Annotated in this window: 18 protein-coding genes and 5 tRNA genes; 1 reads left to right on the top strand and 22 read right to left on the bottom strand. The window is 35.5% G+C overall.

All coding sequences use genetic code 11. From position 1 onward, the window contains the following. The 15 genes from rpoC to B9N66_RS03210 form a co-directional block, all read right to left on the bottom strand. A partial coding sequence (gene rpoC / locus B9N66_RS03280; protein WP_087579861.1) for a DNA-directed RNA polymerase subunit beta' occupies nt 1-3,908 on the bottom strand: 3,908 nt, incomplete at its 3' end. Further along, nucleotides 3,895-8,040, bottom strand: a complete 4,146-nt coding sequence (rpoB, locus tag B9N66_RS03275) for a DNA-directed RNA polymerase subunit beta (RefSeq protein ID WP_087579860.1) — start codon at nt 8,038-8,040, stop codon at nt 3,895-3,897. The genes rpoB and rpoC, both read right to left, overlap by 14 nt. Nucleotides 8,041-8,158: 118 nt before the next feature. Continuing rightward, nucleotides 8,159-8,539, bottom strand: coding sequence for a 50S ribosomal protein L7/L12 (gene rplL / locus B9N66_RS03270; RefSeq protein ID WP_021090592.1), 381 nt, complete (start codon nt 8,537-8,539; stop codon nt 8,159-8,161). A gap of 31 nt (nt 8,540-8,570) precedes the next feature. Beyond that, nucleotides 8,571-9,056 carry a 50S ribosomal protein L10 gene (rplJ, locus tag B9N66_RS03265; protein WP_072594865.1) on the bottom strand — a complete coding sequence of 162 codons (486 nt, stop codon included), beginning with the start codon at nt 9,054-9,056 and terminating at the stop codon, nt 8,571-8,573. A 105-nt stretch (nt 9,057-9,161) separates the two neighbouring features. Continuing rightward, entirely contained in the window at nt 9,162-9,863 is a 702-nt protein-coding gene (rplA, locus tag B9N66_RS03260) for a 50S ribosomal protein L1 (protein ID WP_087576838.1), read from the bottom strand. Nucleotides 9,864-9,922: 59 nt separating this feature from the next. After that, entirely contained in the window at nt 9,923-10,348 is a 426-nt protein-coding gene (rplK, locus tag B9N66_RS03255) for a 50S ribosomal protein L11 (protein WP_084040690.1), read from the bottom strand. 10 nt (nt 10,349-10,358) lie between these two features. After that, nucleotides 10,359-10,889, bottom strand: coding sequence for a transcription termination/antitermination protein NusG (gene nusG / locus B9N66_RS03250; RefSeq protein ID WP_054196403.1), 531 nt, complete (start codon nt 10,887-10,889; stop codon nt 10,359-10,361). A gap of 14 nt (nt 10,890-10,903) precedes the next feature. Beyond that, nucleotides 10,904-11,083 carry a preprotein translocase subunit SecE gene (gene secE / locus B9N66_RS03245; RefSeq protein WP_072594862.1) on the bottom strand — a complete coding sequence of 60 codons (180 nt, stop codon included), beginning with the start codon at nt 11,081-11,083 and terminating at the stop codon, nt 10,904-10,906. A gap of 17 nt (nt 11,084-11,100) precedes the next feature. After that, nucleotides 11,101-11,176: transfer RNA gene (locus B9N66_RS03240), tRNA-Trp, on the bottom strand. A 13-nt stretch (nt 11,177-11,189) separates the two neighbouring features. Continuing rightward, the gene (gene rpmG, locus B9N66_RS03235) at nt 11,190-11,348 is read right to left on the bottom strand and encodes a 50S ribosomal protein L33 (RefSeq protein ID WP_035167196.1); all 159 of its coding nucleotides are present in this window, start codon (nt 11,346-11,348) and stop codon (nt 11,190-11,192) included. Between the two features lie 57 nt (nt 11,349-11,405). Then, entirely contained in the window at nt 11,406-12,605 is a 1,200-nt protein-coding gene (gene tuf, locus B9N66_RS03230; protein ID WP_087579859.1) for an elongation factor Tu, read from the bottom strand. A gap of 74 nt (nt 12,606-12,679) precedes the next feature. Further along, nucleotides 12,680-12,754: transfer RNA gene (locus B9N66_RS03225), tRNA-Thr, on the bottom strand. Between the two features lie 126 nt (nt 12,755-12,880). Further along, nucleotides 12,881-12,957, bottom strand: a tRNA-Gly gene (locus B9N66_RS03220). 7 nt (nt 12,958-12,964) lie between these two features. Then, nucleotides 12,965-13,049: transfer RNA gene (locus B9N66_RS03215), tRNA-Tyr, on the bottom strand. Nucleotides 13,050-13,102: 53 nt separating this feature from the next. After that, nucleotides 13,103-13,178, bottom strand: a tRNA-Thr gene (locus B9N66_RS03210). Between the two features lie 236 nt (nt 13,179-13,414). Here B9N66_RS03210 and B9N66_RS03205 point away from each other — a divergent pair. Then, the gene (locus B9N66_RS03205; protein ID WP_021090800.1) at nt 13,415-13,663 is read left to right on the top strand and encodes a hypothetical protein; all 249 of its coding nucleotides are present in this window, start codon (nt 13,415-13,417) and stop codon (nt 13,661-13,663) included. Between the two features lie 166 nt (nt 13,664-13,829). Here the strand turns inward: B9N66_RS03205 and B9N66_RS03200 are convergent, their stop codons facing one another. The 7 genes from B9N66_RS03200 to B9N66_RS03170 are packed head-to-tail and all read right to left on the bottom strand — an operon-like array spanning nt 13,830 to nt 22,882. Continuing rightward, entirely contained in the window at nt 13,830-14,468 is a 639-nt protein-coding gene (locus B9N66_RS03200) for a response regulator transcription factor (protein WP_087579858.1), read from the bottom strand. An 18-nt stretch (nt 14,469-14,486) separates the two neighbouring features. Beyond that, on the bottom strand, nt 14,487-14,978 hold the full coding sequence (locus B9N66_RS03195) for a DUF5416 family protein (RefSeq protein ID WP_087579857.1): 492 nt from the start codon (nt 14,976-14,978) through the stop codon (nt 14,487-14,489). Further along, nucleotides 14,978-16,444 carry an HlyD family type I secretion periplasmic adaptor subunit gene (locus B9N66_RS03190; protein WP_087579856.1) on the bottom strand — a complete coding sequence of 489 codons (1,467 nt, stop codon included), beginning with the start codon at nt 16,442-16,444 and terminating at the stop codon, nt 14,978-14,980. The genes B9N66_RS03195 and B9N66_RS03190 overlap by 1 nt, the downstream gene beginning before the upstream one ends. A gap of 2 nt (nt 16,445-16,446) precedes the next feature. After that, nucleotides 16,447-18,585: a type I secretion system permease/ATPase gene (locus B9N66_RS03185; protein WP_087579855.1), complete on the bottom strand. Its 2,139-nt coding sequence runs from the start codon at nt 18,583-18,585 to the stop codon at nt 16,447-16,449. Nucleotides 18,586-18,588: 3 nt separating this feature from the next. Next, on the bottom strand, nt 18,589-20,538 hold the full coding sequence (locus tag B9N66_RS03180) for a bifunctional diguanylate cyclase/phosphodiesterase (protein WP_087579854.1): 1,950 nt from the start codon (nt 20,536-20,538) through the stop codon (nt 18,589-18,591). Beyond that, on the bottom strand, nt 20,535-21,191 hold the full coding sequence (locus B9N66_RS03175; protein ID WP_141083430.1) for a transglutaminase-like cysteine peptidase: 657 nt from the start codon (nt 21,189-21,191) through the stop codon (nt 20,535-20,537). Before B9N66_RS03175 ends, B9N66_RS03180 begins: the two co-directional genes overlap by 4 nt. 20 nt (nt 21,192-21,211) lie before the next feature. Then, nucleotides 21,212-22,882, bottom strand: a complete 1,671-nt coding sequence (locus B9N66_RS03170; RefSeq protein WP_087579853.1) for a TolC family protein — start codon at nt 22,880-22,882, stop codon at nt 21,212-21,214. Nucleotides 22,883-22,906: the final 24 nt, after the last annotated feature.

Below are 22,906 nucleotides of genomic sequence, written 5' to 3'. Positions count from 1 at the left end.
TTTGAGCGAAGTGGCTTGTCAAATCTAACCACACCATCAATCTCTGCAACGATAGCTGTATTTTTAGGGCGTCTTGCTTCAAATAGCTCACTAACTCTTGGAAGACCGCCGGTAATATCTTTTGACTTAGCAACAGCTTTTGGGGTCTTGGCCAAAATATCAGCCTGAGCTACTTCATCACCACTTGAGACAAAGATCGCAGTTTTTGGATCAAGCGGATACTTGATTAAATTTCCTTTTTTAGTAGCGATAATAATCGCAGGTTTTACACCGCTTGGCAAATACTCATTGATAACAAGGCGTCTTTGTCCAGTCGCCTCATCTGCTTGCTCAGTCGCACTATATCCTGGCTCAATATCCTCAAAGCTAACCACACCAGCTTCTTCAGCAATAGTTGGAGTTGAGTATGGGTCCCACTCAGCAATAATCAACTTATCATCTTTTTCAGGTAACGAAACTACTGTCGCTCTCTCAACTGCATCATTATCAGAAACTTGGATGATAGAATTTCTTGGGATATAATGGCGAACCGCCTCACGTCCATCTTTATCAGAAACAACTACAAAGAAACCTTTTTCAGTTACTTTGTGACCTTTTTTGATATCTTTAACCCTATCAAGATAATCACCTTTTAATATGAAAAATTTAACTACACCATTTGCGTCAGCTAAAATTTTACGAGTTACCGGATCTCCGTCTGAAATTTTAAGTTCACTAGCGTATGGGATACGATTTGGGATATTCCAACCCTCTTTTATAATCTCAACGATACTTTCATTCTCTTTTACTTTATCGCCACTTACATAAGGTATATACATCTTTCCTTCGATCTTTCCGCTAACACCAGCTAATTCATTTGGCTTAGCAAGATCGTTTCTTCTAATTGTATATTTAACCTCTTCTTTTTTACCTTTTATCACGATATTTACATCTTCGTGGGCATATTCGATCTCTATTTTGCCATCAATCGTTGATTTAATCTTTGGTTCAACAAGTAGCACAGCCGCACTTCTTCTATTTGCAACGATCTTCTTATCACCGTTATCATAAGTATTAAGGTTGTAATATCTGATAAAACCTTCTTTTTGGGCGGTTACTTGACGATCTTGTTGCTCAGTAGAAGCTGTACCACCGATGTGGAATGTTCTTAGCGTTAGCTGTGTACCTGGCTCACCGATAGATTGAGCTGAAATAATACCAACTGCCTCGCCTGGTTTTACAAGCTTGCCCTCGCCCAAGTTTAAGCCGTAGCATTTTGCACAAACACCTTTAGGTGCCTTGCATGTGATAGGCGTTCTAATGCTCACTGATTTTATGCCAGCTTCTGTTATAGCTCTAGCTTTTTCTTCATCAAGTAATGTGCCTTCGCTAAATAAAATTTCATTTGTTATAGGATCGATCACATCATCTGCTAAAACACGGCCTAATACTCTTTCTTCAAGGCTTTCTATTAGCTCGCCACTCTCTGTAATATCTGTGATTTCAACACCCTCGTGCGTACCGCAGTCATGCATTGTGACTTTAACATTTTGAGCAACGTCGATTAGTTTTCTTGTTAAATAACCGGCGTTGGCTGTTTTTAGAGCGGTATCTGCAAGTCCTTTTCTAGCTCCGTGGGTAGAGTTAAAGTACTCCATTATGTTTAGACCTTCACGGAAGTTTGAAATGATCGGCGTTTCAATGATCGAACCATCAGGTTTTGCCATAAGACCACGCATACCAGCTAGCTGGCGAATTTGTGCTGCACTACCTCTCGCACCTGAGTCTGCCATCATGTAAATTGAGTTAAATCCGCCTTTATCATTTTGGATAAGTTTCATCATCTCGCTTGCAACGCTGTTGTTTGTATCTGTCCAGATATCGATGATCTTGTTGTATCTCTCACTATCTGTTAAAAGACCAGCACTGTATTGCTTTTGAATTTCGCGAACTTTTTTCTTAGCTTCGTCAATATATTTTTGCTTGCTATCTGGCACGATTATATCAGCAATAGAGATAGAAATTCCCGCTTTTGTCGCATATCTAAAGCCTAAATTTTTAAGCTTATCAAGGAAGTCGGCCGTTACTTCAAGGCCGCCATTTCTATAAACATAATCAACCAAATTTGCAATGTCTTTTTTCTTCATGATCTTATTCCACATATTTTCAGGGACAAAATCAGGAAGTATCGCTCTTAAGATCAAGCGACCAGCTGTTGTAAAGATGATCTTGTTATCAACCATTGTTTTGATTTTAGCGTGAAGACCAAGGGTATTAGCCTCTTCAGCGATCATTACTTCATCAACGCTTGAGAAAATTTTATTTGCACCTTTTTCGTCATTTCTCTCTAGGCTTAAATAATAAATTCCTAAAACCATATCTTGTGAAGGAACTGTGATAGCCTTACCACTTGCAGGAAGCAAGATGTTCATTGAGCTAAGCATTAAAATTTTGCACTCAGCGATAGCCTCTTGTGAAAGCGGCACGTGAACAGCCATTTGGTCACCGTCGAAGTCCGCGTTGAACGCCGCACAAACTAGTGGGTGAAGTTGGATCGCCTTGCCTTCAACAAGCACTGGGTGAAACGCCTGGATAGAAAGTTTGTGAAGTGTCGGAGCACGGTTTAGCATAACCGGATAGTCTTTAACAACCTCTTCTAGACACTCCCAAACCTCATTTGTTTTATCTTCTATCATCTTTTTAGCTTGCTTAACAGTCGTCGCATAGCCCTTTTCTTCAAGGCGAGCAAGCAAATGTGGCTTAAATAGCTCTAAAGCCATTTTCTTTGGAAGACCACACTGATCCATCTTTAGCTTTGGACCAACGACAATAACAGAACGTCCAGAGAAGTCAACACGCTTACCTAGCAAATTCTGGCGGAATCGACCTTGCTTACCTTTGATGATCTCGCTTAGTGATTTTAGTGGACGCTTGTTTGCGCCTTTTACTGCATTTGCTCTGCGGCCATTGTCAAATAGCGCATCGACTGCTTCTTGAAGCATTCTCTTTTCGTTTCTAATAATAATCTCAGGTGCATCAAGCTCAAGTAGGCGTTTTAGACGGCTGTTTCTGTTTATTACACGGCGATATAAATCATTTACGTCAGAAACAGCAAACTTACCACCATCAAGGCTAACTAGCGGTCTAAGATCAGGTGGAAGAACCGGCAAATTTGTTATCATCATCCACTCTGGGCGATTGCCTGAATTTAAAAAGCTCTCAATAACTTTTAGGCGTTTTACGATAGTTTTTTTCTTGGCTTCTGAATTTGTAGACTCCATCTCTTCTTTTAGTTGATTTAAAATTTCCATCAAATCAAGCTCAGCTAGCATGTCATAGATGACCTCGCCACCCATTCTAGCCGTAAAGCCAGTCTCTTCATATCTAGAAGCTAGGCTTTGATATTGCTCTTCATTTAAAACGTCGTATTTTTCAACTTTTTTAGAATTTTCATTGTCGTAATAAGCCTCACCAGCATTATCAACAATGTATGCCTCATAGTAAAGTACGCGCTCAAGATCCTTCATCTTAATACCAAGAAGTGCACCAATACGGCTTGGTAAGAAATTTACATACCAGATGTGCGCCACTGGAGTTACAAGCTCGATGTGACCCATACGAGAGCGGCGAACTTTAGATGTCGTTACTTCAACACCGCATTTTTCACACTTAATGCCCTTATAACGCATCTTTTTATATTTGCCGCAAAGGCACTCGTAGTCACGGATCGGTCCAAAAATTTTCGCACAAAACAAGCCATCACGTTCAGGTTTTAGTGTGCGGTAGTTGATAGTTTCTGGTTTTTTAACTTCGCCATAACTCCAAGATTTTATCTTCTCAGGACTTGCTAAACGAAGTTGAAAAGCTTCAAAATCACGAGGCCTATGCTCTTCTTTTATCTCAACTGGTTTTAAATTAGTTAGTTTCATTTGTCTCATCCTCATCATATACTTCTACATCAAGAGCTAGTGATTTTAGCTCGTTTGTTAGAACAAAGAACGTCTCAGGGATACCAGTCTCAGGAACGTTTTCACCTCTTGTTAAAGCTTTGTAAGCAGAAAGTCTTCCCTCAACATCATCTGATTTTACAGTTAGCATCTCTCTTAGTGTATGAGCGGCACCGTAAGCCTCAAGTGCCCAAACCTCCATCTCACCAAACCTTTGACCACCAAATAGCGCCTTACCGCCGACAGGTTGCTGTGTAACAAGGCTATATGGTCCAGTACTTCTTGCGTGAACTTTTTCATCAACCAAGTGGTGAAGTTTTAGCATATACATACAACCAACATTAACGCGCTCTCTTATCTTTGAGCCTGTGCGTCCATCGTATAGCTCGGTTTTGCCGTCGCTATCTATCTTTGCCATCTCAAATAATTTTGCAAATTCGTCAGCCTTAACGCCTTCAAAAATCGGAGTTGCAAATCTTACGCCATTACTCCAATCTTTTGCGTATTCAAGAAGCTTCTCATCGCTCATCTTACCAAGAGCTTTTTTAGCGTCCATTAGCTTAGCAACACCTGCTATCTCTATCATCTTAGCTCTTAGCTCTTTTATCCACTCGCCTTTTTTGGTTTCAAAAATTTCATTGATCTGCTCGCCTAAGCGGTAGCCAACAAGACCAAGGTGGCTCTCTAAAATTTGACCGATGTTCATACGACTTGGAACACCAAGTGGATTTAGCACGATGTCTACGATCTGACCACTTGGAAGATAAGGCATATCAACTTCTCTTACTATATTTGAAACGATACCTTTGTTACCGTGACGTCCAGCCATCTTATCGCCGACTTTTAGTTTGCGTTTTGTAGCTATATAAACTTTTACAAGTTTTACAACACCGCTTGGTAAAATGTCATCTTTTTCTAAAATTTCTATCTTAGCGTCATGCTCTTCTTTGAGCTTTTTCTTTTCATTTTGGAAGTAATTTTTTAGCTCATCATATTTCTTTTGGATATCTTTTGAAAAGCTTTTAACGATAGCATTTAGAGTAAACCTATTTATATTTTCAAGATCGGCCTTATTGATCTTTGAGCCTTTCTTATACTCTTTTTTATTTACCTCTTGATCACTTGCTAGTGGATTTTTAGAAAGAAGTGCTGTAACTTTTAGCATCTCTTCGCGGTCTAGCATAAGTAGTCTATCATGATGTTCTTTTTCTAAAAGAGTCTTCTCTTCTTCGTAAGCTTTATTTGTTCTGCTATCTTTTTCATATCCTTTTTTGGTGAAAATTTTAACATCAACAACCACGCCTTCCATCGAAGCTGAAGCGTAGAGCGATTTATTTACAACGTGACCAGCCTTTTCACCAAAAATCGCACGTAGTAATCTTTCTTCTGGAGTTGGCTTAACTTCGCCTTTTGGAGATACTTTACCAACAAGGATCATGCCAGGCTTGATCTCTGTACCAATTTTGACAATACCGCTTTCGTCAAGGTGCATAAGCTCCTCTTCTTTGACGTTTGGTATATCTTTTGTTATCTCCTCAACCCCGTCTTTTAACTCACGAGCCTCGATCTCTTTTTCATAAATATGAACGCTCGTAAAAGCATCTTCACGTATCATTTTTTCGCTAATGACGATCGCGTCCTCGTAGTTGTAGCCATTCCAAGGCATAAATGCAATTAGTGCATTTTTACCGATAGCTAGCTCGCCTTTTTCCATGCTTGGGCCGTCAGCGATTATTTGACCAGCAACGATCTCATCACCTTTTTTAACTGTCGGATGTTGAGAAAAAGTCGTATTTTGGTTTGTTCTTAAATTTTTCTCCAAAGAGTAGTGATCGATATATGGACCAGCTTCGTCTTCGCCTAAAATAAATATATTTTTATTATCAACCTTTTCAACCACACCACTACGTCTTGCTTTTACACTTTCCCATGCATCTCTTGCGATAACGCTCTCCATACCTGTTCCAACAATAGGAGCAGTTGAGCGAAGTAGTGGGACTGCCTGACGTTGCATGTTTGAGCCCATGAGAGCACGGTTAGCATCATCATGCTCTAGGAATGGAATAAGTGAAGCTGCAACACCAGCTATCATACCAGAACAAAGGTCGATCAAAGTAACATCTTCTCTACGGGCAAGCATCATCTCACCATCTTTTCTAACCTCAATCAAGTCCTCAACGATGTGTCCATTTTCATCAAGCTTGGTTGATGCTGGAGCTATAACATTGCCCTCTTCTTGAGTTGCGGTTAAATAAACTATCTCATCAGTCACTTTGCCATCTATAACTTTTTTGTAAGGTGCTTCAACAAAGCCAAGATCATTCACTTTTGCATAGGTTGAAAGTGTATTGATAAGACCAATATTTTGACCTTCTGGAGTCTCAACTGGACAAATTCTACCGTAATGAGTTGGGTGAACGTCACGCACCTCAAATCCAGCACGCTCTTTTACTAAGCCACCCTCACCAAGTGCAGATAGACGGCGCTTGTGAGTAACTTCGCTAAGTGGATTTGTCTGATCCATAAACTGGCTTAGCTGACCACCTGTAAAAAATTCCATAATTGTGGCTGTGATCATTTTTGGGTTAATAAGGTCGTATGGCATAATCTCTTCAGTATTATTGCTTAAGCTTGTAAATTTGTCGCGGATTGCCTTTTGCATCTTTACAAAACCGAGGTGAAGTTCGCTAGCGAGTAGCTCACCAATTGACCTTATACGGCGATTACCAAGGTGATCTCTGTCATCAATGTGACCTTGTCCATTTTTAACTTTTATAAGATATTTTGCAGTTTTTATGATATCTTCACTTGTTAGCAAAGTAACATACTCTGGCACATCAAGCGAGAGCTTGTGGTTCATTTTCATACGACCAACTTTTGTTAAATCGTATCTCTCAGGGTTAAATAGCATATCATTTACAAAACTCTTTGCAGCCTCTTTTACAACTGGTTCTCCTGGTCTCATAACCTTATAAATTCTAATAGCCGCAAGATCATTTTCATCATCCACACCCTCAGTTTGTTTTAAAACCTTAAGCATATCGTTGTCAGCTATAAAAGAATTTATAATCGCATCATCAACACCAGCAGCAGAGTTATTTATAATCTCAATACTTTCATGTTCAGCTAAAATTTTTGCAAGTTTATTCTCGTCAAGAGCAGATAGTGTATCATATAAAATTTCTCCACTCTCTGTATTTATTACAGGATTTGCCAAATATCTACCAATAAGTGCTTCAACTGGGTATTCAACAAATTTTACTCCATCCTCGATCAACTTGTCAGCTTTTTTCTTAGTTAGACGTTTGCCTGCTTGGTGAAGGATTTCTCCATCTTCGTTTTTTATATCATATTCAACTCTTCCCAAATAATCTTCAGGATTAAAAAGAGTTAAGAATTTGTTATTTTTAATAATTAAATTTTGTATCGGATAAAACAACTTAATAATATCTTGTTTTTTATATCCAAGCGCCCTAAATAATATAGTTACTGGCACTTTTCTACGTTTATTTATCCTAACATATAAAATATCTTTTGTGTCATATTCGAAATGTAGCCAAGAGCCACGATCAGGTATTATTTGAGCTGTATAAATTAATTTATTTGCAACAGTCGCGCTCTCTTCTTGTTTAAAAATAACACCTGGACTTCTATGGAGTTGATTTACAACAACACGCTCAACACCATTTATAATAAATGAAATTCTATCAGTCATTAGTGGAATTTCACGTATAAAAATTTCTTGTTCTTTTATATCTTTAACACCAACTTTATCACCTGTCTTATCATCTTTCTCATGAACGATAAGACGTATTTTCATCTTTAAATTTACAGAGTATGTAAGACCTCTTTCTATACACTCTCTAATTGTATATTTTGGTTTTCCAATTTCTGAGCCAACGTATTCTAAAGTCAAACGATTTTGCGGATCATGTATTGGAAAGATTGATTTGAAAACTTTTTCTATACCGCTTTCTGTTTGATTGTTATTTAGATTTAAAAAATTATCAAAGCTCTTTTTTTGTAGTTGTAGTAGGTTCGGAACGTCTATCTCCTTAACGACATTAGAGAAGTCAACCCTAAGACGATTTCCTGAGTATAAGCTATTTAACATTGCATCTACCTCGTGGTAATTTTGAAAGAAAAGTATAGCCTTTTAACAAGGCATCTAAAATTTAAAAAAGAGAGAGCCTGTGCCCTCTCTTGAAATATTAAGCTCAAATAATAAAAAATTATTTAAGTTCAACCTTAGCACCAGCTTCTTCAAGCTCTTTTTTAGCTGCCTCAGCCTCATCTTTGCTAACGCCTTCTTTAAGAACAGATGGTGTTCCCTCAACTGCGTCTTTGGCTTCTTTAAGACCAAGACCAGTAAGCGCTCTAACAACTTTAATAACGTTGATTTTCTTATCACCAGAATCAACCAAGACAATGTTAAATTCTGTTTTTTCCTCTGCTGCAGCTGCTGCACCGCCTGCTGCAACAGCACCACCAGCTACCATTACAGGAGCTGCGCTAACACCAAATTTCTCTTCGAACTCTTTTACAAGTTCACTAAGTTCAAGTACAGAAAGATTAGATATAAACTCTAATACATCTTCTTTAGTAATTGCCATTTTTAATCCTTATTATTTTTTTTAATTTAAATTAAGCTGATTGTTCTTTTTTCTCTTTAAGCGCATTCAAACCAATTGTGAAATTTTGAATTGGCGCATTCCAAACTTGCAAAAGCATCGCAATAAGCTCATCACGGCTAGGCATTTTAGATAGAGCTTTAACTTTATCAACGCTAGCAACTTCGCCATCAATATAAGCTGTTTTTATTTTAAAAAGATCAGCATTAGACTCTTCAAATTTTGCGGCTACTTTAGTTACTGCTAATTGATCTTCACTCCAAAGATAGATATTTGTATCTTTGAGTTCCATTCCGACTTTATCAGAATTTTTAAGAGCAATATTTGCAAGAGTATTTTTAATAACCTGAACTTTTACATTTTGTTCTTTAGCAGAATTTCTTAAAACTTCAAGTTTCTTTACTGAAAGGCCACGATAGTCACAAACTATAATAGCTTCAGCAGTTTTAAATTCACTCTCTAATTTTGCAACAACTTCAGTTTTTTCGTTACGTGTCACTTTTTCTCCTTTCCGACCGGTGATTTCAAGCAGAGCGGGTCGAATCAATTAAGCCCAATGGCCTCGGCTATCTCCAATCTAAGATATAAATTTTAATTTTTAGTTTTATTTTAAGTCCATAACTTCTTGAGTATCAAGAGCTATAGATGGGCTCATTGTCAAAGACAACGAAGCATTTTTAACATATCTGCCCTTTGCTGTTGCAGGCTTATGTTTATTGATCGCTTTAATAAATGTTGAAATATTTTCATTTAATTGTTCTTTAGTAAAATTAACTTTACCAAGACCTGCATGTATATTTCCTTGCTTATCAACACGGAAATTTACTTGGCCGCTTTTTGCATTGTTAACAGCTTGTGCAACATCCATTGTAACTGTGCCAGTTTTTGGGTTTGGCATTAATCCTTTTGGTCCTAAAATTCTACCGACCTTACCTACAAGACCCATTAAATTTGGAGTAGCTATAAGAACATCAAAATTCATTATACCTTTTTGAATATCTTCGACCAAATCATCTGCACCAACAATATCAGCACCAGCTGCTTTTGCCTCATCAGCTTTAGTATCTTTTGCAATAACTGCAACTCTTACGGTTTTACCTGTACCAGCTGGTAAAACTACTGAACCACGAACCATTTGATCAGCATGTCTTGGATCAACATTTAATTTTAATGCAATCTCAACTGTTTCATTAAATTTAGCAGAAGCTAGAGTTTTAACTGTATCAATAGCCTCACTAAGGTTATAAATTTTATCTTGCTCTACTTTTTTGAGCAATTCTTGAAATCTCTTACTAGTTTTTCCCATAAATTTCTCCGCATATATATTGCTTCCGTCTTTTGCTAATCAACCTGACGGTAAAGGTTTTAGTCTATTACTTCGACACCCATTGATCGAGCTGAACCAGCAATAATTTTAGCTGCTTGCTCTTTATCATTTGTATTTAAATCAACAAGTTTTTTCTCAACTATTTCTAAAACTTGAGCTTTTGTTAGTTTGCCTACTTTATTTTTTAAAGGATTATCAGTTCCTTTTGTTATACCTGCAGCCTTTTTAATAAGATCTGTAGCAGGAGGCTGTTTTGTGATAAATGTAAAACTTTTATCAGCATAAACAGTTATAACAACTGGAATATTAAACCCAACCATATCTTTTGTTCTCTCATTAAAGGCTTTACAAAATTCCATAATATTAACACCTTTTTGTCCAAGAGCTGGACCAACCGGCGGACTAGGGTTTGCTTTTGTTGCAGCAATTTGTAATTTTATTTCACCTATAACTTTTTTAGCCATTTCTTGCTCCTTAAATTATCTTCTCAACTTGTGAATACAAAATATCAACAGGGGTGCTTCTACCAAAAATAGAAACATTAAGCCTAAGTTTTCCATGTATCATGTCATATTCTTCAACAATACCTGTAAAGTTAGCAAAAGGACCTTCTGTTATACGAACACTCTCACCATCCTCAAAAAATATCTTAGGTTTTGGCGCAGCTCTTTTTTGAACTTTTTCCAAAATAGTATTAATATCTTTTTCAGATAATGGTGTAGGTTTTTTAGCTTCACCAATAAAACGTCCAACTTTTGGTAAAGATTGAATCCTGTGCCAAAGAGCTGTATCAAGGTCTAAGCATGCAAAAGCATAACCTGGGTAAAGAGTTCTTTCGTTGATTTTTTGCTTGCCATTTTTTATTTCAATTACGTCTTCTGTAGGAACTATAACTTCTTTTAGCTGATCTTCTATTCCATGATCTTTTACTAAATTTTCAATTCCTCTTTTTACTGCCATTTCGCTTCCAGCGTAAGTCTGTATAGCATACCATTTATGTGACATTACTTTTCCTTATATCATATAACTTTAGATAGAACAAAGGACATAATAACATCGACAAGAGCTAAAAAAAGTGATACAACAGCAACTACGATAAAAACTGCAAAAAAAGCATTTCTAATTTGTTCTTTTGTAGGATAGATAACCTTCATTATTTCCAATTTAGAAAGCTTAATATAATTTATAATTTTCTCCATAATCTTAACCTTAGTCGTGGCAGGGCAAGAGGGATTCGAACCCCCAACCATTGGATTTGGAATCCAGCGCTCTACCGTTGGAGCTATTGCCCTAATAGCTTCTTAATTAACTTTTTAATTTAACTTCTTTATGTATAGTATGTTTTTTTAATCTTGGGCAATACTTTTTAAGCTCAACTTTATCTGTAGTAGTTTTACTATTTTTAGTTGTTGTATAATTTATATCACCACTTTCAGAACATTTTAAACCAATTTTAATTCTCATATAAGTCCTTTTCAAAATATCAAAGGGAATATTCTCCCTTTGACAAATTTTTATAAATTAACCAAGTATTTTTGAAACAACACCTGAACCAACAGTTCTACCACCTTCACGGATAGCAAAACGAGTACCTTCCTCAAGTGCTACTGGAGCAATCAACTCGACTGAAATTCTTACATTATCACCTGGCATAACCATCTCTGTTCCTTCTGGAAGCGTAATTGAACCAGTAACATCAGTTGTTCTTACGTAGAATTGTGGTCTATAGTTATTAAAGAAAGGAGTATGGCGACCACCTTCTTCTTTTGTCAAGATATAGACTTCGCCTTCAAATTTTGTATGAGGGGTAATTGATTTAGGCTTGCAAAGAACCATACCACGCTCAACGTCCTCTTTTTTGGTACCACGGAGAAGAACGCCGACGTTGTCGCCAGCCTCGCCTTGATCCATCTCTTTTCTAAACATCTCAACACCAGTAACTGTTGTTGTTTGTGTAGGTTTGATACCAACGATTTCTATTGTGTCACCAACTTTAACAACACCTTTCTCGATTCTACCTGTTACAACTGTACCACGACCTGAGATTGAGAAAACGTCTTCGATTGGCATAAGAAGATCTTTATCTGTAGCACGAACTGGAGTTGGAATATAGCTATCAACTGCATCCATTAGTTCCATAATTTTTGCTGACCATTCGCCATCTTGTCCAGCTTTTGCTTCATTTAAAGCTTGAAGAGCTGAACCAGCAACAATTGGAGTGTCATCGCCTGGGAAGTTATACTCATTAAGTAGTTCGCGGATTTCCATCTCAACTAGCTCAAGTAGCTCAGCGTCGTCAACCATATCAGCTTTGTTCATGAAAACAACAATATAAGGAACACCAACTTGGCGAGATAGCAAGATGTGCTCTCTAGTTTGTGGCATTGGACCGTCTGCTGCAGAAACAACTAGAATGGCGCCATCCATTTGAGCAGCACCTGTAATCATGTTTTTAACATAGTCGGCGTGACCTGGGCAGTCAACGTGAGCATAGTGGCGTTTCTCTGTCTCGTACTCAATATGTGAAGTAGCAATTGTAATACCACGCTCTTTTTCTTCTGGAGCATTATCAATATTATCATAATCTTTTAGCTCAGCAAGTCCTTTGCGTGAAAGAACAGCAGATATTGCAGCTGTTAATGTAGTTTTACCATGATCTACGTGACCAATAGTACCTATGTTTACGTGCGGCTTGTTACGTGAAAATTTTTCTTTAGCCATCTTTTCCTCCGTATGTGATATATGTCTTTTTTCTTACCAAATTTGTATAATCATAATAAAATCATATTAACCAGTGGAGCTCATAGCGGGACTTGAACCCGCGACCTCTTCCTTACCAAGGAAGTGCTCTACCTCTGAGCCATATGAGCGAAAAACGCTTGGCAGAGATGATTCCAATTAAATAATACAAACAACTAAAAATTTTGAAAATAAAGTAAGGAATAACTGTGTTTAGTAAAATCTAGATACAGCTCCCAGTTTATTTTCCCAAATTTTGGAGCGGGAAACGGGGCTCGAACCCGCGACCCTCAGCTTGGAAGGCTGATGCTCTAGCCAACTGAGCTACTCCCGCATAACAATGGTGGTGAGACGTGGATTCGAACCACGGAAGACATAGTCAGCAGATTTACAGTCTGCCCTCGTTGGCCGCTTGAGTATCTCACCTTAAACATTAATAAACTATTTTGGTATTTTCTGGTCAAACACTGTTACAAAAATGGAGCTGGTGAACGGACTTGAACCGCCGACCCACTGCTTACAAGGCAGTAGCTCTACCAACTGAGCTACACCAGCACCTGTTTTGTGAAGTGGCAATTATATATCAAAACAAGGTAAAAGTCAAGGGAAATTTAAAAAATTTTCATAAAAATTAAAATCATAAAATATAACCATTTAAGAATACAAATTTTTATTACATTTAAATCCGTAATGCATTATTAAGTATTTATAAAATATGTATAATTTTTATGGTTTTATTTTTTTTAAAAGCTAAAATTTCTATAATTACAAAAAATATATAAGGATTTAATATGCAATTTTTACCTTGGGCGATAATTTTATTACTAATTTACGTAATTTATTTTTTAATGATACGTTATGAGAAAAGAATATCAACTCTTAGCAAATTAATTGAACAAAATAGCGATGGCATTAAAGAAAATAGGGATTTGATTGGACAAAATAGATCACTTATTGAAAAAAATAAACACGATATCGAAAAAAATACAAAAGACATCATAACAAATGTTGAAAAAGTAGATATCGATTTGGAAGACTAAAGCTTCTGATTTCTTATCTCGGCTATTAATAAATTTGCTAGAATTTTTTATTTATTTTATTCTTTAGCCAGTAAAAGTTGTGTATGTATTTCTTATAGGCGCATATATAAAAATTTATAGTTTTTGAAGAAGGATTTTAAATTTCTCACAAAAATAAATCAAGATTTTATGCGTCAAGCTGTTTCATTAAAAGCACAAGTCCTATTCTATCCTTTACATTTAGCTTACTATAAATTGAGCTTGTATGTGCCTTGACCGTCCTTAGTGTAATGCCTGTTTTTTCTGAAATTTCATTATTTGTTAGACCCTGATAGATTAAATCTGCAATTTCTCTTTCCCTTGAACTAAGCTCAGAGAGATCAGTCTTTTTGTCTACCTTTTCACTTTCGCTATTAATATATGAGCCGGTTAGCTCACTAATCATTGCCTGAACAAATTCTTGGTAAAGCCATATATTTCCATTAAAAATGGTTTCAAAAGCATCTTCAAAGTGTGTCTTTCTCATGTGAGAATTTGCATAGCCCTTGATTCCAAGCGTAAGCAGATGCTTGCCTTCGTTTATCGTTGGCCTATTTGAGAGTATGAGTATTTTTATATTTGGTGATTTTTCAATTATATTTTTTATAACATCATCAATATTATCTTTAAAAATATCAATATCAATGCCTATAATATCAACATCATCATTTATATAAGAAAAAAACTCTTTTCTATTATGTATAAATTTCACATCGCTATTGCCAGTAAAATAGCTTCTCCAAATATTGTTTAATGCACTATTTTGTGTAAATAAAATAACTTGCATTACCTTTCCTTGGATTATTTATATGATTCTTTCATAAATTTTTTTATTATTTATAAAAAATTCTACGTGACGACTTTCGCCATTTTTGTATATCTTGTAATCTATTGATGAGAAAAATTTAGTAACCACAGAAGGTTTTTCTTCTAAAAGAATGGTCATTTCGAAAAAATCTTGTGATATAGCATATTTATAAGGAGTATTTAAATTTAAAATTCCAGGATCAAAGTCAAATTTATCCAAACTCTGGTCATAGCCTTTTATTAAAATTTTAATGCTTCTTACTATATCATCTTGAATTTTTATATTTTCAAATAGTTTTTTATGTCTACTAGCAACATCTACTAATTGTAAAAATTCTATTTCACAATCACTAAATTTAAATCGTTCAATTTCATCATTAACTATATCGCAGCAATAATCATCTTTTATGAGATAGAAATTTTGTAAATTTTGAAATTTTTCAATGTCGTATTCACCAAATTTCTTATCATAAAAAGCGATCTTGCCCATTACCTCTCCGTTAAGGCATTTTGTTTTGCCTTCAAAATAGGCTTTAATAAATAATCAAGTATTGTCTTTTTGCCGGTAATGATATCAGCTGAGACTATCATACCAACTTTTATTCTAAGCGGTTTTTCTTCGCTACCAAGATAATTTTTCTCAGTTTCTATCCTGACCAAATAATAGCTCTCGCCAGTTTTTTCATTAGTCTCCGTATCGGCACTAATCTGCGTTACTTTGCCTTTTAAACCACCGTAAATACTAAAATCATAGGCCGTAAATTTAACCATCGTATCAAGCCCAGGTCTCAAAAATGCAACATCAGCTGGTTTTACTTTTACTTCAGCAACCAATTTATCCTCAAGAGGAACGATCTCGGCAATATTTTCACCAGGCTTGATAACTCCTGATACGGTATGAACCATCATTTTGCTGACAATACCATTTACTGGAGATCTTACATATGTTCTTTCTACTCTATCGCTTAGACTGATTTGTGATTCATTTATCCTTGCAATCTCTGCCGAAACCTCATTTAGCTCTTTTTTTGCATTGTTTTTAAAAGCAAGTTTTGCTTCTTCGATCTTATTTTTCGCTTCTTTTATAGTTGATTCAACTCTTGGTACGGCAAGAACGGCAGCATCAAGCTCACCTCTTAGATCATTTACTCGTCTTTGAAGCTGGATGTATTCAACCTCACTAACAAGACCTTTTTTAAAGATTGGCTCCATAATAGCCTTTTCTTTTAGAACAAGATTATAGCTATTTTGAGTTTGAGAAATTTTATTTTTTAGTTCGACCAATTCACTCTGGCGTTGATGAATTTGCTCTGTTAAAATTCCTATCTGTTCATTTAAGTGATCGATATTTGAACTATGCAAACTTAGCTCATATCTTATGGCTTTGCTATTGTTCGCATCTCTAGCTTCATCGTAGTCAAATTCCTTATCATTTGCCTCAGCATCAAGTCTCATAAATTTTGCTTGAAGTTCATCAAGTCTTAGTTTTGACTCACCATAACTACTCGTAAAATTTTTATTATCTAGCCTTATTAGAATTTGATCTTTCTTAACTTCGTCACCCTCTTTTACAAAAATTTGATCGACTATACCGCCTTCGAGATTTTGTATCGCTTGGTTTTTTCCAGACGGGATGATCTTACCACTACCTCTTGTGATCTCATCTATTTGTGCCCAAGAGGCCCAAACAAGAAGCCAAAACATAGTTATAGCAACCGTATAGAGTATCTTTTTAGATGTTGATGGGGCTTTAGCCAAAACAGCCTCAGAAAGACTTGACATAAATTTCAAATCATAAGCATCATAATTTTTTGTTTGAAGATTCGACTTTATATCATCTACACTATTTAAAATTTTATTACTAGCTTCCTCTTGTTCTTTTATGTTATTTTCAGAAATTAATCTTTTTTCAGTTTTTGGATTTTCATTTTGTTTATTCTTGATATCTTCTTGCATGATCACTTCCCACTAAGTCTTGCTAAAACTTCATCTCTTGGTCCGTCCAATAAAATTTTGCCATTGTCCATAACTATAAGTCTATCAACAAGATCTAGCATCGACGTCCTATGCGTGACAAGCAGCATCGTTTTATTTGCTGTATTTGTCTTTAAATTTATTTTTAACTTATTTTCAACCGTATTATCAAGAGAATTTGTTGGCTCATCAAGCAAAATAATAGGACTATCTAGCAAAAATGCCCTAGCCACAGCTATGCTTTGACGCTGTCCACCACTTATGCCATCGCCTCTTTCAAAAACTGGCATGTCAAATCCAAGCGGATGAGCATTTACATATTCATCAACTCCACTTACTTTGGCTGCTTTTATAATCTGAATATCATCAACATATGGTGCTTTTTGAACAATATTTTCTCTAACCGTTCCTTTAAAAAGCACAACATCTTGCGGAACGTAGCCGATGTTTCGCCTAAGATCGGCTGGATCGATTTGATTAATATCAATACCATCGATTAGCACTGAGCCTTCGGTTGGTGAGTAAAGTCCCAAAATGAGCTTTTGCAAAGTAGTTTTTCCGGAGCCATTTTTGCCTATAATGCCAACTTTTTCACCTGGCTGAATAACAAAATTTATCCTATCAAGCGAACCTTTTGTGGTATCTGGATATGTAAAGCTTACATTTTTAAACTCAATCTTTCCATCAAAAGAATTTCTTCTAACAAATTTTTTACCCTCTGGCCTTTCAACAGGCATTTGCATAATCTTACTAAGACTTTGATAGGCTGTTTTTGTCTGCTCAAAATTTGCAGCTAGTGAAGCTACTTGTCCCATAGGAGCGATAGCGCGAGAGCTAAGCATAACCGCAGCGATAAGACCACCCATTGTAAGATGCGTATCTTGTATCATATAGACACCAAGAACGATGATAGCAATAGTATTTAATTGCACTAAAAAAGATGTAACAGTCGTTATCGAAGTTGTGATAATTTTTGATTTAATGCTTCTATTTGCTATCTCACCAGTTGCCTCTTCCCAGTTCCATTGTATATGGCCACTAGCACCAAGAGTTTTGATGGTTTCAAGACTGCTAAGGCTCTCTATTAAAATTCCATTTTTTATAGCCGAAGCCTCAAATGTACTCTTAATAGCATTTTGAAGTGGATCTTTTATAAAGAATGTATAACATAAAATAGCTATCATGATAATAATTGGCACTAGTACGATATAGCTTCCTATAAAATAAGTAACTATCAAGAAAATGATCGCGAATGGAAGATCGACAATGGCTGCCAATGAGGCTGATGAGAAGAAATTTCTAACCGTATCAAACTCTTTTAGATTACTAGCAAATGAGCCAACAGATTTTGGTTTATTGCTAAACTTCATATCCATAACGCGCTCAAATAAAATAGAGCTCATTATGATATCGCTCTTTTTACCAGCGATCTCAAGAAAATATGATCTTACAAATTTTAAAAAAAGATCTATGCCATAAACTACACTTACGCCAAGTGCTAAGACCCAAAGTGTCTCAACCGCATTATTTGGCACGACACGGTCATATACATTCATCGTAAAAAGCGGACTAGCAAGAACAAATAAATTTATAATAAAACTTGCAAGAACAACATCAAAATAAATCTTTTTTGAACGTTTTAGAGTTCCCCAAAACCAGTGGTCATTGCCCGCATCAATTAGCTTTGTTGAGCTAGTATCCTCTGGAACAAACTCGCGCTTTAGATAGTATGCATAGCCTAAATATTCTTCTTTTAATTTACTTATTTCTATCGTGCTAGTACCAGTTGAAAGTTCTGGTGTTATGATATTTGCTGTCTTTTTATCTTTACTAAAAGATTGCAAGATGCAAGCTTTTTTGCCTCTAAGCATTAAAATGCAAGGTAAAACTAAAGGAGAGATTTGTTCAAGATCTTTTCTTACAAGAGTAGAAGCAAAGCCAGCACGAGAAGCAGCACGAGAAAATAAAGACCTTGAGCTTTTAAGTGAAAAAAGCTCAATTTCATCGCCATCTTTTACTGGCAAGCCAATAGTTAAAGCATCAGCACTATATGGATTATTATGAAGCTTGGTAAAAATAACCAAACATTGAAGCAGTTCATCTTTTATCTTATCACTATGCATCTATCATCCAATGTTCTTAATTTCATCTATATAAATTCCTTGCATATTTTTAATGCCAAGATCAATTAGCTTTTTCTTCTGCTCTTCGCCTTCAACACCAATTGCGATCAAAATAATGTCTTTTGAGCTTAAAACAACGTCAAGCGATTGTTTTGTATTTACTCCTGACTTATCACTTAAGAAGTCGATTAAGACATTTGACTGAATTTTTACATAATCAGGGTTAAATTCTTTTAGCTTCTCGATACCTTTTGCATTAAGCTCGAAGTGGTCAAAACCAAATCCAAAGCCAAGTTCTTTTAATTTTTTAGTAAGCTTAACTATACTTTCCATGCTAATATCGTCTTTATTTGGAATTTCTATATAGTTTTTATATTTTGAAATTTGACTTATCTTTTTAAGTGTAGCTTCAAGTTTTGAAAAATTTTCATCTGAATTTAATATCTCTTTTCCCAAATTTATGGCCAAGTTGCCACTTGGTAAGATATTCTCTGGTAAAATTCTGGCTACTCTATTTAAGATATGAAGATCAAGCATTGCACCTAAATTTAGCTCATTTACCATCGGCATGAAATATGAGGCCATACGCCATACACCATCTTTATCAACAAGCCTCAAATAAAGCTCATACTGCTCAAAATTTGAATTAAGATCAATCACTTTTTGAGCTGCGAATTTAAATTCATCTTCTTTTATTGAGTCAAAAATAAGCTCTTTATACTTCTCTTTACCAATCACTAAAGTATTTTGATTTTCATTAAATACCTTATATGTAAAGCTTCCAGCAAGTCTTGAGCTAGCCAATGTAACGTCAGCTGAAGTAAGAAGTGTCTTGATATCAGTATTTGGTGAATACTCAACTATCGCAGCATTTACTGGATACTCGCTATCATTTAGTGCAAAATTTGCATAAAGCTTTTTAAACTCGTTCATAATTTCATCACATAGAGCCAAGAAATTTGATGAATTTCTACCATACGAAAGTACAATGAAATCATTATCGTTAAGCCTTGCAACAATCGCATTTTTATCATTATGGATTGATTTTTCTTGTAAAATTTGAGCTATTTTCATTATAACGCTTTGCCATTTTTCAAAGCCAAGCGTACTTTTTAAATTTATTAGATCTTTAAAACTAACAAGTAAAGCAACACCACTTGAATATTCTTCACTTGCTAGATACTCACTAAATTTAGTTTGAAAAAATCTTCTGTTATTAGCACCGCTCATTGTATCTTTATATAAAAGTTCTTGATACTTACTAAGTGTGGCTGCCTCTCTCTCAAAAATGTCTTTTACTTTACTAACCATAGAGTTCATAGCTAGAACCATTTTTTTAAGATCAGCTGTAAATGGAATTCTTTTCTGAATAATAAATTTATTATCAAGTATGGCCTCAGCCTGATCTTGAACCTTCATAAGCGGTCTAAAAATAGCTTTTAGAGCGAAATATGCCACCACGAGAGTGACAATTATCATTAGAAGAAGAAAATTAAAAATATTTTTTGAGTTAGTATAAAGCTCATTGTAGGCAAGTGCGGTGCTACCTTGAACATAAAGCGTGCCAAATTTTGCCCAGCCAGTCATAATCTCGCTATCTGCTATTGGCGCTTCAAACTTAGCTATTTTGTAAAACCACTCGGGAATATCTTTAACAACAGTTTGTTGAGAATTTTCAATAAGAACCTTGCCATCAACATCTTCAAGTTTAATAAGCTTGTATCTACCGCTGTCAAACATAGAATTTATCATTGTTTGAGCCAAGGACATGTCATCTGGATCGATAATAGGCTTTAAAGCAAGTCCAAGCGAATTTGCTGTATGTCTTGCATTTTCACCAAGCTGGTCATTAATATATCCATTTAGGCTCTTAAAATTTAAGTAGCCAACAGCCATAAAAATCATGATACCAAAAGTTATCACGGCGATCATAATTTGTTTAAATAGCGTCATAAATCCTCTTTTCCTATCCTATCTATTAGTTCCATCCACTTAGGATTTTGTTTTTTATTTCCACCTGGTATTGCTTGACCAAGACCTTCTTGTTTTGCCAAGTATAGCGAATCACCATTAAAACTATAAACTGGAACAAGGTCTGTTCTTTGAGTTGCGATTTTTATTTTACCATTTATGTTGTCTAAAATTAATGGAATAGATTTTGGTGTATCGTAGTATGCCAAAACCATATGAGCTTGATTGTATCTTAGGGCTTTAACATATGTGAAGTATAATTTTTGAGTTGGAATTCCTAGCTGCTTTAGTGTAAAATATTTTGCAATAACGTAGTCTTCGCAGTCACCAGCACCTTTTCCTATAAATTCCATTCTAGTAGCCCAATAATCCTTTTTGTGCCAAAGCTGCATATCATCAACCCATCTAAAAGAGTTAAAAAAGTCATTTACTTTTATTAATTTCTCTTGTTCAGTTGCATCTTGCAATGAAGTCATTAAAGAATTTAGAGCAGAAGCCCTTCTTCTTGCATCTTCTCCATAAATTTTAGCTACCTTTGCTATAGTTGTTGATTTTATAAAATCTCCAATAGCACTTGCTAATAATAAAAAAAGGACGCTTGCAATAAGCGTCCAAAAATTTGTCTTGACCCTCATGGTCATTACTTTTTACATTTTTATCTTAAATCGTTTTGAATGCTGCAAGCACCTTGAATGTATCTCTTCGCAAAACCTGGTTCAAAGCTATCTGAGATCATTCCCATATTATCTAATAGTCTGTATTTCGCATAAGATAGTGCTGTCTCAGTTGTAGCAATCTCTTTTAATGCAGAGTTATATTCATTTTCAGCATCAAGCAAGTTTATAAGATCGCGACGACCGATTCTAAATTCATCCTGATAAGCATCAAGTGTAGCTTTAGCATATTCAACGTGTTGATTTAGATATCCCATTTTTTCTTGGTTAAGAACATAATTTTGCCATGAAAATTCCAAAGACTCTTTAAGCTCTCTTATAAGATTATCCAAAGTTTGTTGCTCTTGTTGAACAGCAAGCTGGCTTTTTTCTTTATCTAGTTTATCATTACCTTTATTGTAAAGGTTATAGTTTAGTCTTAAAAGTGCGTCAAATGTTTGTTCTTCATAATTGTCATATAAAACATTTGAATGATCATACGCACCAGATACAACAAGATCTAGTTTTGGTAAGAATGGCGCATTTTTCTCTTTTACAACTGACTCTGCCATAGCAATATTTGATTTTTGAACTAAAAGTGATGGGTTGCAAAGAATTGCTTTGTTATAAACAGCCTCTTTTGTGCTAGGCAAAGGAAGGCTAAACTCAGGCATTACTAAATTTTTAGCTGCAACTTTTTTTCCATATAATTTCTCAAATGTAGAAAGTGCATCTTCATAGTTATTTTTAGCAGCTGTATAGTTTGATTGAGCTAAAGTATAGCGTGATCCAGCTTGTCTCTCTTCAGAAGCTACGCCATAACCTGACCTTGCTCTATCTTTAATTTGGCTATAAATTTCCTCATGACTCTTTACATTTTCTTCTTCAATGTCTAAAATTCTCTTAGTTTGAAGAACTTGCAAGTAAGCATTTGTAGCATTTAATGTAAGTCTATCTGCAGCTTGTGCTACTGAATAAGCAGCTGAATCAAGCCTTGCACTTTGAGAATTTATTCTATTTTTATCAGCACCACCATTGTATAGATTTTCAACCAAAGTTAGAGATGTACCAGAAATTCTTCCATCTCCTCTTCTTGTAGAAACTCCATCATCAAGGCGTTTTTTCTCATATCCCACTCTAGCAGCAGCATCAAGTGTTGGATAATAGGCATTTTTTGCTATTTTTAAATCTTTACCAACTTGTAGATAGTTAAATTCTGTAGCTTTTAAACTTGGATTTTCATTTAAAATAGTCTTTATAACTTGATCTAAAGTCAAAACTCCATCATCAACTTGTGCTACTGGTTTTACTTCAGTTGATATAGCTTGTTCTATATTAGATTTTTTTGTTATTTGAGTATCAGCCACAGGTGCTTTTGCTCTCATTAAAGCATCTTTATAGCCTGATTCGTTTTGAACTTTAACTAATAGACTATTAGCTTCATCCTCAGAGACTGGAGTTGTGTCAACATATAAAAATTTTCGTCCACCAACCTCATAGATACCTGTGGTCAGCCTACTATCAGAAATTTTACTATTAACTTTATTAACAGCACTATCAATTCTAGCCTGATTATCATCTTGTGCAAATGAAGCTAGAAAAATCCTATAAGGAACATCTTGAGCTGACAGTACAGTTGCTGCCAAAGCACTAATTGCTAACATCTTTTTCATAACTAAGATCCTTTTACCTTATTT

Origin of the sequence: Campylobacter concisus, assembly GCF_002165775.1 — a bacterium.
Classification (GTDB): domain Bacteria; phylum Campylobacterota; class Campylobacteria; order Campylobacterales; family Campylobacteraceae; genus Campylobacter_A; species Campylobacter_A concisus_E.
Note: the sequence above shows the minus strand (reverse complement) of the source record. Positions and strands in the feature narration are given on the sequence as shown.